The organism is Saccharopolyspora sp. NPDC000359 (assembly GCF_040300525.1).
Lineage (GTDB): Bacteria > Actinomycetota > Actinomycetes > Mycobacteriales > Pseudonocardiaceae > Saccharopolyspora.
In genome coordinates this window covers 49,928-61,470 of record NZ_JBEPDU010000046.1, presented here as the reverse complement: position 1 = coordinate 61,470, position 11,543 = coordinate 49,928, and the positions used below count along the sequence as shown (strand labels likewise).

Annotated in this window: 10 protein-coding genes; 5 read left to right on the top strand and 5 right to left on the bottom strand. The window is 70.4% G+C overall.

Translation table 11 applies throughout. The features are described 5' to 3' along the window. Window positions 1–134: 134 nt before the first annotated feature. The 3 genes from ABT324_RS25845 to dapA all read left to right on the top strand — a co-directional run bounded on the left by ABT324_RS25845 (window position 135) and on the right by dapA (window position 3,012). Window positions 135–869, top strand: a complete 735-nt coding sequence (locus tag ABT324_RS25845; RefSeq protein WP_351182707.1) for an ESX secretion-associated protein EspG — start codon at window positions 135–137, stop codon at window positions 867–869. Window positions 870–1,454: 585 nt separating this feature from the next. Further along, window positions 1,455–2,138, top strand: coding sequence for a DUF3159 domain-containing protein (locus tag ABT324_RS25840; RefSeq protein ID WP_351182705.1), 684 nt, complete (start codon window positions 1,455–1,457; stop codon window positions 2,136–2,138). Window positions 2,139–2,169: 31 nt separating this feature from the next. Further along, window positions 2,170–3,012, top strand: a complete 843-nt coding sequence (dapA, locus tag ABT324_RS25835; protein WP_351182703.1) for a 4-hydroxy-tetrahydrodipicolinate synthase — start codon at window positions 2,170–2,172, stop codon at window positions 3,010–3,012. Window positions 3,013–3,796: 784 nt separating this feature from the next. Here the strand turns inward: dapA and ABT324_RS25830 are convergent. Next, on the bottom strand, window positions 3,797–4,750 hold the full coding sequence (locus ABT324_RS25830) for an N-acetylglucosamine kinase (protein ID WP_351182701.1): 954 nt from the start codon (window positions 4,748–4,750) through the stop codon (window positions 3,797–3,799). 186 nt (window positions 4,751–4,936) lie between these two features. On the opposite strand from ABT324_RS25830, the gene ABT324_RS25825 reads away from it, so the two are divergent. Continuing rightward, window positions 4,937–5,779: an amidohydrolase family protein gene (locus ABT324_RS25825; RefSeq protein ID WP_351182699.1), complete on the top strand. Its 843-nt coding sequence runs from the start codon at window positions 4,937–4,939 to the stop codon at window positions 5,777–5,779. A gap of 427 nt (window positions 5,780–6,206) precedes the next feature. On the opposite strand, the gene ABT324_RS25820 is transcribed toward ABT324_RS25825, so the two are convergent. From ABT324_RS25820 to ABT324_RS25805, 4 genes are all read right to left on the bottom strand, one after another. Beyond that, entirely contained in the window at window positions 6,207–7,256 is a 1,050-nt protein-coding gene (locus tag ABT324_RS25820; RefSeq protein WP_502949795.1) for an SIS domain-containing protein, read from the bottom strand. A gap of 124 nt (window positions 7,257–7,380) precedes the next feature. After that, the gene (locus tag ABT324_RS25815; protein WP_351182695.1) at window positions 7,381–8,202 is read right to left on the bottom strand and encodes a carbohydrate ABC transporter permease; all 822 of its coding nucleotides are present in this window, start codon (window positions 8,200–8,202) and stop codon (window positions 7,381–7,383) included. Next, window positions 8,199–9,164, bottom strand: a complete 966-nt coding sequence (locus ABT324_RS25810) for a carbohydrate ABC transporter permease (protein WP_351182693.1) — start codon at window positions 9,162–9,164, stop codon at window positions 8,199–8,201. Before ABT324_RS25810 ends, ABT324_RS25815 begins: the two co-directional genes overlap by 4 nt. Window positions 9,165–9,166: 2 nt before the next feature. After that, complete coding sequence (locus ABT324_RS25805) at window positions 9,167–10,435, bottom strand: extracellular solute-binding protein (RefSeq protein WP_351182691.1); 1,269 nt, start codon at window positions 10,433–10,435, stop codon at window positions 9,167–9,169. Between the two features lie 285 nt (window positions 10,436–10,720). On the opposite strand from ABT324_RS25805, the gene ABT324_RS25800 reads away from it, so the two are divergent. Next, entirely contained in the window at window positions 10,721–11,476 is a 756-nt protein-coding gene (locus ABT324_RS25800; protein ID WP_351182689.1) for a GntR family transcriptional regulator, read from the top strand. The last annotated feature ends 67 nt before the right edge of the window (window positions 11,477–11,543 follow it).

Genomic DNA, 11,543 nt, shown 5'->3' with positions numbered 1-11,543 from the left:
GGCGGGCGCCCCCCCCCCCTGGCGTGCGGGAGCGGGCGCCGCCGCCGGGGACGCCCCGGGACCCCGCCGCGTCGCGGCTGAAGGAATCAACGTCCAGCACCGGCCGGTGCCCCCGGACCCGAAATGAGCGTGCGATGGTCGAGACGATCACCCTGTCCGTTCCCGCGGTCGACCTGCTCGGTGAGCAGCTGAACCTCACCGTGCGGCAGTACCCGTTCGAGCTGCCCCGGCTCGGTGAGCTGGGCGAGGACCGCAACCGGTTGGTGCAGCAGGTCTGGCAGGAGCTGGAGTCCACCGGGCTGGCCCGCAACGGCCGCCCGGAGCCGGAGGTCGAGGACGCGCTCTACCTGCTGTGCAGCTCGGAGGTGTCGATCGCGGCGGCCGGGCTGCTCGACGTGCGCGCCGGGCACCGGCTGGCGGCGCGGGTGGTGGCGACCGGCGAGGTCGGCGTGGTGGGCGTGCTCGACGGTCGCGGCCTGCGGATGAGCTTCCTGGCCCCGGACGCCCTGCCGCGGGCGTGCGCCGACCTGCTGCCCGACGCCCCGCCCGGGGTGGGGGAGGCGGTGCGCGCGGTGGCCGACCGCAGCAACGGGCACCCGGCGGACGCGGACATCGAGGGGCTGGCGGGCCTGCGCGCGATCACCTCGCGGCAGAAGTTCCGGCTCGGGCACTTCGTGGTCAGCGGCGACCGCCGCGGCGGCCCCCGCCTGCCGAACCTGATCTGGTTCGACAACGACCAGGGCCGCTACGCCCTCCAGGGCGAACGAGCCGAGGGCCAGGACGTGGTCACCTGCCACCCGGCGGACAAGCGAACCATCGCGGCCCACCTGGCCACCCTCCTCGACCGAACCCGCCAGAACCCCCTCTGACCCCCAAACCCTGCAACCCGCGGCCGCCACCAACCCGCAGTTTCAATTGAAACTGCGACTCCCAGGCACGCCGAACCGCAGTTTCAATTGAAACTGCGAACCACGGGACCGTCGGCCGGGCGCCCACGGCCTGGCCGATCCACGGGTTCCCCTGGAACTGCGGTCTCCGGGCGGTGGGGGTCCTCCTGTGTCGGTATGTCCGATTCCGCAGTTTCAATTGAAACTGCGGGCATGCAGCTGCGCGGCCTCGGGGGCGGGGTTTCCGATCTGCAGTCTCAATTGAAACTTCGGATCGCGGGGACTCCCGGGGTCCTGATTGGTCGTCCTCCGGTGGGGGCTCGAGTTACAGTTTCAATTGAAACTGTGGTCTGTGGGTGTGTCGGGTGCCCGGCATGCCGGGGTGTGCGGGGCCTTCGCCGGATGTTCATTCGTGCGGTTCCAGTTGGGAAGCAGGTGTCCGGCATCGCGTGGCGTGGGGTGTTGGGGCTGGTCAGGGTGGGGTGGCGTCGGGTCCGGGGTGGGGGTTCGGGAGGTTCGTGCCACGGCTGGGTGCGAGGGAGGCAAGCCTTGGGGCAGGCTGGGGGCGTGACGCAGGACCGGCAGGTGGAGATCGTCGAGCACCAGGACGACCGCGATTCGTTCATGCGCTTGCTCGGTGGTTGGGGCAGCGCGATCGACGCGATGCTGCCGCCCGTCGCCTTCGGCCTCGGGTGGTTCCTCAGCGGCGAGTCGATCGCCGTCGGAGGGCTCGTGGCTGTGGTCGTCGGGGCGGCGCTCGCGGGGTGGCGGCTATCGCAGCGGGCGCGCCCGCTCGCGGTGCTGATCAGCCTGCTGGCCGTCGCGCTCGGCGCGCTCATCGCCCTGTACACCGGGGACGCGGTGGACTTCTTCCTGCCGCGGCTGGTGACCAACGCCCTGAGCGCGCTCGCCTGGATGACCAGCATCGCGATCCGGTGGCCGCTGCTGGGCGTCGTGGTCGGCGCGGCGCTCGGGCAGGCGCGGCGGTGGCGCCAGGACCCGGACCTGCTGCGCGCCTACAGCCGGGCGAGTTGGGTGTGGGTCGGCCAGTACGTGGTGCGGCTGGCGGTGTTCATCCCGCTCTGGCTGCTCGACGCGGTCGGTCCGCTCACGGTGTCGCAGGTGGTGCTGACCTGGCCGCTGGTGGCGGTGTGCGTGGCGGGCAGCTGGTGGGTGGTGCGCCGGTCGCTGCCCGCGCAGCACCCGGGCCTGCGGCACCCGCGCGTCGCGGAGCACAGCACCCCGGCGTGACAGCCGGAATCGGCGCGCGCAGAATGCGCACATGTCTCTCGGCAGCGTGATCACCGCGATCGTCACCCCCTTCGACGAGCAGCAGCGCGTCGACGAAGAAGCCTTCCTCGGCCTGTTCCGGCACCTCGTCGACCACGGTTCGGACGGTGTCGTGGTCTGCGGCACGACTGGCGAGGCGCCGACGCTCACCGCCGACGAGCACCTGCGGCTGATCGAGCTCGCCTGCGCGGAACGCCCGGCGGGGACCTCGGTCATCGCCTCGACCGGCTCGAACGACACCGCGCACGCCTGCGCGATGAGCGCCCGGGCGGTCGAGCTCGGCGCTGACGCGGTGCTCTCGGTGACCCCGTACTACAACCGCCCGAACCGGCGGGGCCTGGTCCGCCACTTCACCGAGATCGCGAAGGCCACCGAGAAGCCGGTGGTGCTCTACAACGTGCCGTCGCGGATCGGGCTGGAGCTGCCGAACGACCTGCTCGCCGAGCTCGCCCAGGTCGAGCACATCGACTACGTCAAGCAGGCGGACAACTCCGCGCTCGCCCAGGTCGACGGCCTCGGCCTGTACGCGGGCAACGACGACGGCTTCGCGCAGGCGCTCGACCTCGGTGCCTGCGGCGGCATCCTGGTGGCCAGCCACCTGGTCGGCGAGCGGATGCGCCGGATGGTCGACGAGCCGGAGCGCCGCGCGGAGATCGACGCGGAGCTCAAGCCGCTGTACGCGGCCCTGTCGGTGACCACGAACCCGATCCCGGTCAAGGCGGCGCTGAACCTGGTGGGCCAGCGAGTCGGCGGCGTGCGCCTCCCCCTGGTCGAGGCCGACGAGGCGGAGCAGGAAGTCATCCGCAAGGCTCTCACCGAGCTCGGCCTCCTCTAGTCCCTCGAACCCCCACCCGCACGGTCCCCTGGAACGTCGTTCCCTGGCGCGGGTCAGGCGGGGAGGATCGGTCACCCCGAGGGGCCGCGAGCTTCGAGGTCTCCAGTGGCGCGGTCCCCGGAGGACGTGGTGCCCAGGGGCCACGCGAAGGTTCCGGGTCAACTGGTTCCCGTAGACCGTGAGGTTCCGGACCGATTGGGTTCCCGGAGACTGCGAGGTTCCGGAGCAACTGGTTCCCGGGGACTGCGAGGCTCCGGAGCAACTGGGCCCCGAAGACCACGGCATCTTGGGGCAACTGGCCTCCGGGGGCCGCGAGATTCCGGGCACTGGTCCTCGGAGACCGCGGGGTCCAGGCCTTTCGCGGGGTCCTCGGATTCGTGGGGGAAGGCGATTCCCAGTTGAGGTGATCTCAGTGAAGGCGTCCTGACGCATCACCGGTGTGTCGGGTGCCCGACACACCGGTGGTTACAGTTTCAGTTGAAACTGTAACCGTCCCCACCCCTCCGACGACGCGTCACCACTCTCGCGCGCCCGAAGTGAAGGGCACCTTTCACCGGCTCGGTTGGCGAAGGCGTCCTTCGTCAACGCCCGAGATCGGCGCTGGGTGCTGGTGGAAGCGGTTTCGGCACTCACCTGGGGTTACAGTTTCAGTTGAAACTGTGGATCATCCGGCGACTCGCCTGTGCGGGTCCGGTGAGATCACCTCATTGGGATCAGATGTCCGCTTCCCACTGGAATCGCGTCCTCACCGAAGCGTTCGCCCGGGGCGTCGGCCCTGGCGGGGTCAGGCGGGGAGGAGATGGTGGTGGAGGGTTGTCGGGTCTGGCGTGAGGTCGTGGGCCGCCAGCCAGGCCGCGCCTGCCGCTCCGGGACCTGCGGTGTTCGGCGTGGGGAACCCGCGGGACGTCAGCTCCGCGCGGAGCGCTTCGCCGACCGGGTTCTCCGGGGTGACCAGTCCGCCCGCCAGGACGATCGGGGTCGTGTCGTCCGGGGTGCGGGTCTGCTCGGCGGTGTCGGCCAGCACCTGGGCGGCGCGCTCGATGATCGCCGTGGCCGTCAGGTCGGAGGCCTTGGTGACCAGCGGTGCGAGCTCGGCGAGCCGGATCGGGGGTGCCGCGTTGACCGCGGTGATGAGCTGCTTGCGCTGCGCGTCCGGGACGTTGGGCAGCAGGGCCTCGCGAACCGCCTCGGTGAGGCCGTGCAGCGGCTCGCCGCGGTCCAGCGCGTCGAGCGTGGCTCGGACGGCTTCGCGCCCGAGCCAGTAGGCCGAGCCCTCGTCGCCGAGTAGCCAGCCGTAGCCGTTGACGGTCCTGGTGAGCTGGTGCTGCTCGATGCGCGCCGCGATCGACCCGGTGCCCGCGATCAGCACCGTCCCGTTCGGCTCCGGGCTCCCGGCCGCGAAGGCCACCTCGCAGTCGCTGATCGGCCGCACCGCGCAGGTCAGGCCCAACCCTGCCCACGCCTGCTCGAACAGCTCGCGGAACTGCGGATCGGCCATCTTGCTGACCCCGGCCATGCCGACCACGGCCGCGCGCACCCGCGCCGGGTCGACGTCGCGCAGGGCGGTGCGGGTCGCGGTGGCGATCTGCCGCACCGCCTCGTCGGCCGGGTGCGAGTTCGGGTTGCCGCCGTCTGCCTCGCCCTGGCCCAGGACGTGGCCGGACAGGTCGCTGACCAGTGCGCGGCTGCTGGTGCCGCCCACGTCCAGACCGAGGACGACCGCTGTGGTGTCGAGCATGCGCCATTTCTACGCGCCCAGGGGTGATGCGCACGACAGAACCCGTGAACATGACTGTTCTCGCCATCCGCTGGATTCCGCGTCCGCGACCGGCTATACATCGAGGCGCTCGCGTGATCAGTCGGGGAGAAGCATGATGGTCGACCTTGCCCAACCGGGTTCGTCCGATGTGGACCAGGAGGGCCGATGACCGTCGACACCCACCACCACCTGTGGGATCTCGACGTCCGCGACCAGCCGTGGATCACCGGACCGGAGATGGAGCCGCTGCGCCGCGACTTCCGGCCCGCGGACCTGCAGGCCGCGCTGCGCGGCACCGGGGTGGACGCCACGGTGCTGGTGCAGACGGTCTCCGACCCGGACGAGACCCCGGAGATGCTGGTGCTGGCCGACTCGGTCGACCGCATCGCGGCGGTGGTCGGCTGGGTCGACCTGACCGCGCGCGACGTGCGCGAGCGCATCGGCGGCCTGCAGACCCACCCGTCCGGCCGCTGGTTGAAGGGCATTCGCCATCAGGTCGAGGACGAACCCGACCCGGACTGGCTGGTCCGGCCCGACGTGCTCAAGGGGTTGGCCGCGGTCGAGGACGCGGGTCTGGTCTACGAGCTGCTGGTCCGGGTGGACCAGCTGCCCGCGGCGATCAAGGCGGTCGGCCAGTTCCCGCAGCTGACCTTCGTCCTCGACCACTGCGCGAAGCCCCCGGTGGCCAGCGGTGAGCTGGAACCCTGGGCGGAGCGCATCCGCGCGCTCGCGGCGCACCCGAACGTGGTGTGCAAGTTGTCCGGTTTGGTCACCGAGGACGACTGGTCGGAGCAACCTGATCCGGTGAGGCTCCGGCCCTACGTGGACGTGGTGCTGGAGGCCTTCGGGCCGCGCCGCCTGATGTTCGGCTCGGACTGGCCGGTGTGCCTGCTCGCGGCCGAGTACGGGCAGGTCATGGACGTGGCCCGGCAGCTGGCGGCGGACCTGGACGAGCGGTCCCGTTCGGCGGTGTTCGACGCGAACGCCCGAGAGGTCTACGACATCTGAGGACTTTGGCCTCTTCCCGGCCCGAGCCCCGACGTTTGCGCCCTGCTCCGTTCGGCGTAACCTGGCGATGCCCGCCTTACCCCGCCCCCTCGGTGAGGCGGGCCCTTACATGAAAACCCCAGCGCAGCAGCGCTTGCGAAGATTCAGCGGCTCGCCAGCCCCGCGCCCACGGCACGCCAGGACCCGCCAGGCACCACACCCACGTGGAACGTCAGCTCAACGCCCTGCAACGGCGAGGGCGAAGCATCACGACCTGCGGCGCAGCGGTGAGGATTGCGATTCCGATTGATATCGCACCACCCGAAGCAACCACCCACCGCTCCGGCTGCCACGCAACCCCGCGGAACCGCACCCAACCTGCCCAACCCCGGCAGGGCGCAACGCGGTGAGTGGTCCCGGCGGGAGCCACTCACCGCGTTGCGCGCGATCACCGGGTCCGGGTGACCTTGTTCAGCCCCCGTGGGTTGTCCGGGTCGAAGCCGCGGGCCAGGGCCAGGCCGAGGGCCAGCTGCTGGACCGGGAGGATCTCCAGCACCGGGGCGAGCTCCTCGGCGCAGGTCGGGACCGGGATGCGGTGGGCCGCCGGGATGTCCGCGGCCGCCGAGCCGATGGCGCAGATGTCCGCGCCGCGCTCGGCCACCGCTGCCAGCGGTTCGCGCATCGCCGCGCCGCCGCGTCCCTGGCTGGCCAGGGCGAGCACCGCGGTGTCCGCGTCGACCGCCGCGACCGGACCGTGCAGCAGGTCCGCGCCGCTGTAGGAGCGGGCCGACAGGTAGCTGGTCTCGGCCAGCTTCAGGGCCGCTTCGTGCGCGGTGGCCAGCGAGTAGCCGCGCCCGGTGGTGACCATCCGCTCCAGGAAGCGGTAGCGGCTGACGGCTTCGTCCACCGCGCCCTGGCCGCTGGTCAGGGTGGTCTCGGCCAGTTCGGGCAGCTTCGCCGCCTGCTCGCCGGTGCCGCCGCGCACCGCGTCGACCAGCAGGTAGAGCGCGAGCAGGGTGGCGCCGTAGGTCTTGGTCGCGGCGACCGCCTGCTCGCGGCCCGCGCGGACGTCCACCGACAGCTCGGCGGCCGAGTTCAGCGGGGAGTCGGCGGTGTTGGTGACCGCGACGGTCAGCGCGCCCTGCTTGCGGGCGGCTTCGGTGACCTCCAGCAGGTCCGGCGATCCGCCGCTCTGGCTGACCGACACCAGCAGCACGTCGGTCAGGTCCGGCTGCGCGCCGAACAGCGTGGTGGTGGACGGCGAGGCCAGCCCGGCGGGCAGCTCCAGCAGGGTTTCGACCAGGTACTTCGCGTAGAGGGCGGCGTGGTCGCTGGAGCCGCGGGCGGCCAGCAGCGCGAAGCGCGGGCGGCGTTGCGCGACGGTGGCCGCGACCTGGGCGATCGCGTCCCTGGTGGCCAGCAGGTCGGCGAAGATCGCGGGCTGCTGGCGGATCTCGTCGGCCATGTGCTGGCCATGGGTGGCGGTCATCGGGCCCATCCCTTCGATTGAGGTCTAGACCAATCGTACTCGGGGATCGCCCCTCGGCTCAATCGTCGCGCGGAACGACGACGGCCGCCTCGCCGAACCGTGCCCGGACCGACGAGGCGGCCGTGGTGGCGGGTCAGCCCTTGACCGCGCCCGAGGTGATGCCCGAGACCATCTTCCGCTGCACGATCAGGAAGAACACCAGGACCGGCAGGGTGAACAGGGTGGCCGACGCCATCGTCGCCCCCCAGTCGGTGCCGAACGCCGTCTGGAACGTCTGCAGGAACACCGGCAGCGTCTGCAGGCTCTCGGAGCGCATCAGCACCAGCGCGTACAGGAACTCGTTCCACGCGGTGATGAAGGCGAACACCGAGGTGGCCACCAGGCCCGGGCCCAGCAGCGGCAGGGTGACCCGGCGGAACGCCTCGGCGCGGCTGCAGCCGTCCACCATGGCGGCCTCCTCCAGGTCGACCGGGATGCCGTCGATGAACCCGCGCAGCGACCAGATGGTGAACGGCAGCGTGGTGATCCAGTACACCAGGACCAGCGCGGGCAGCTTGTTCAGCAGCCCCAGGTCCCGCATGAACAGGAACATCGGCACCATCAGCGCCTCGAACGGCACCATCTGCGCGACCAGCACGAGCATCAGGAAGCCCTTGCGCCCGCGGAACCGGAACCGGCTCATCGCCAGCGCCGCCAGGGTGCCCGCCACCAGCGAGCACGCCACCGCGGTGAGCGTCACCAGCAGGCTGTTGCCCAGGTAGCGCAGGAAGTCCGAGCTGAACAGCGCGGTCGCGTAGTTCTCCAACGTCGCCGAGCTGGGGACCAGGTCGTAGGACGTGGACAGCACCTCGCCGCGCGGCTTGATCGAGCTGGTGAACATCCAGTACGTGGGGAAGGCGAACACCAGCGCGATGACCACCGCCACCGCGGACAGCCCGATTCGGCGGATCGTCACAGCTCACCCTCCTGAGAACGCAGCAGCAGCCGCAGGTACTGCGCGCAGACCACCACGAGCACGACCACCATCAGCACGCTGACCGCGGCGGCCACGCCGAAGTGCTTGCCCGCGATGCCCTCCAGGTACTGCAGCACCGGCAGCGTGGTGCTCTCCCCGTTCGGGCCGCCCTCGCGGATCGCCCACACCTGCGAGAACACCTTGAAGTCCCACAGGATCGACAGGAACGTCACGATCATCAGCACCGGCTTGAGGTGCGGCCAGGTGATCGAGGAGAAGGTCTGCCAGCCGTTCGCGCCGTCGATCCCGGCCGACTCGTACAGGTCCTTCGGCACGCCGACCAGCGCGGCGTAGAGCGTCATCGCCACGAACGGCACGGCCTGCCAGACGATCAAAATGCCGACCACGGTGAGCGTGCTGGTGCCGCTGGCGAACCAGGAGGCGCGCTCGAAGGAGTCGAAGCCCAGCAGCACCAGGGTCTTGTTCAGGATCCCGAACTGCTGGTCGAAGATCCACTGGAAGACCGTCGTCGCGGCCAGCTGCGGCATCGCCCACGCCAGCAGCAGGCTGATCTGCAGGACCACGCGCGGCACCGCTGGGATGTGCCGCATCAGCAGCGACAGCAGCAGCGCGATGCCGACCGTGGCACCGACGATGCAGGCGGTGAACACCACGGTCCGCAGCGCGACGACCCAGAAGTCCGATCCGCTGAGGACCTCCACGTAGTTGTCGAAGCCGGTCCAGACGACCTCGCCGCGGGTGAGCTCGCCGAGGTCGAGCTTGCGGAAGCTGGTCACGATCACGTTCACCGCGGGCCAGCCGAGCAGCACGACCAGCGCCAGCACCGCGGGCGCCATCAGCAGGTAGGGCAGCGACACCGATGTTCGGGGGCGGCGCCGAGCGCCGGGCACCACGGGCGGACCCGCGGTGCCCGGCGCCGGGCGGGTGTGCGTGGCGGTCATGGTCAGTTCTTCGCCGCCAGCAGCTCATCGAGTTTGCCGTTGGCCTCCATCGTGGCGTCCACGATGGTCTTCTGGCCGGTCAGCACGGACGTCATCATGTCCTTCAGCGGGTTCTGCCCGGACTCGACGGCGGCCCACTGCGGGATGGCCGGCGGCACCTTGCCGGACTTGGACGCGATGGCCATCGCGGCGCTGACCGGGTTGGCCTCCAGCGCGCTGGTGTCCTGCGAAGCACCCGGCACCACGCCGCTCTCGGCGATCTTGGTCTGGTACTTCTGGCTGGTCAGCAGCTTCAGGTAGTCCTTGGCGGCGTCGGCGTCGGCGCTGCCCGCCGGGATGGCCAGGTTGGAGCCGCCGAGGAAAACCGGCGCGGTCTTGCCCGGGTACTTCGACGGGATCGGGAAGGCGCTGGAGACCTCGGCGATCCGCGGGTTGTTCTCGGCGGCGGTCTGCACCTCCCACGGCAGCGCGATCATCATCGCGACCTTGCCCTTGGCGTAGACCTCGTTCTGCTGCGGCTCGGCCTCGTCGGTGTCGGCCGGTGCCTGGGTGGCCGACTTCTCGACCAGCTGCTGGTAGAAGGCGATGCCGTCGCGGGCCTGTTCGGTGTCCAGCGCGCCCTTGTGGTCCGGGCCCTCGGGCACCGCGATCTCACCGCCGGAGTCCCAGATGAACGACAGCAGCGCGTACCAGGACTGGCCGGGCAGGTACAGCGACTGGAAGTCGGGGTCCGAGCCGTGCTTCTGCTCCAGCTTGTCGATGACGGCCAGCAGCTCCTCGCGGTTGGTCGGCAGCTGGGTGATGCCCGCCTGGTCGAACAGCTCCTTGTTGTAGACCACCACGCGGTTGGCGGCGTAGAACGGCACGCCGTACTGCTTGCCCTCCCACGCGCCGGACTCGCTGAGCGCCGGTACCCACTGCGACTTGTTCAGGGCTTCGGCGTCGGCGGTGAGGTCGAGCAGCGTGCCCTCGGCGGAGAACTGCGGGTTCTGGCTGTTCCCGAGCTCGATCACGTCCGGCGGGTCGTTGCTGGCCAGCGCGGTGGTCAGGCGGTCCTGGATGCCGTTCCACTGCTGGATCTGGTAGTCCACCTTCATCCCGGGGTGGCTCTGCTCGAACTCCGCGTTGAGCTCCTCGACGAACGCGTCCGACGCGGACCCGTCCATCAGCCAGACCGTCAGGGTGTTGTCGCTGGCGCTGGGCCCCCCACCGCACCCGGCTAACGTCAACGACAGCGCGGCAGTGGCCGCGAGCGTTCTCCAGGCCTTCAATTTTCGCCCCTTCCTCCGCACTGGTGCGGAGTTGCAAGCCTTTGGTGTAGACCAATGCGATGAGGATTGTGGTGTTGCACACCCGATGTCAAGACCATGCGGGGTTACTGTTCACCCACGCATAAGGCTGGCTTCAACTTCGGGAGTTGATCGCCGTCCGGATCAGATGCCCCGGTGTCGCTCACCGCACCGCCCGGTTCGGGCATGCTGAAGGTCTGGACGACTTCGGCGAGGCGGCGACCACGGCGCTTCTGGGGTGGCAAGGTTGTGGCGGTAGGAGGAACGATGCTCGAAACGTCCGTGTCCGGCGGGGCGGACTCCACGGGGCGCGCGCAGCGCGAACCGAAGTACTGGGGGCTCAAGCAGCACCTGTTGGACATGCTCCGCTCGCTGCCGCCGGGATCACCGATCCCTACCGAGCGATCACTGGCCGCCGAGTTCGACGTCTCCCGCACCACGGTGCGCCAGGCGCTCGCCGAGCTGACCGTGGAAGGCCGGTTGCTGCGGGTGCAGGGCAAGGGCACCTTCGCGGCCAAGCCGAAGGTCGCCCAGCGGCTGCAGCTGAGCAGCTACACCGAGGACATGCGGGCGCACGGCAGGCAGCCCGCCTCGCGACTGCTGGAGGTCGTCGAGGAACCGGCCGACCCGGAGCTGGCCACGCTGCTGGACACCAAGCCGAGCGCCACCGTGCTGCGGCTGCGCCGGTTGCGGCTGGCCGACGGCGAGCCGATGGCGATCGAGACCACCCACCTGCCGTTGACCCGGTTCCGCGGCCTGACCGGTCGGCTGGAGTCCGGCGGCTCGCTGTACCAGGTGCTGCGGGAGAACTTCGACGTCGAGCTGGGGCACGCCGAGGAGACCATAGAGACCGCGCTGGCCAGCCCGGAGGAGGCCGAGTTGCTCGGCTCCGAGGTGGGCCTGCCGATGCTGCTGCTGTCCCGGCACTCCTTCGACACCGAGGGGCGCCCGGTGGAGTGGGTGCGGTCGATCTACCGCGGCGACCGGTACAAGTTCGTCGCCCGCCTGAACCCGCCCGGCTGAGCCGCGTTACGCGGAGTGGGAGTACTCACGAAACGCGCTGATCAGGAGAAAAGCCGTGCAGTCGGCC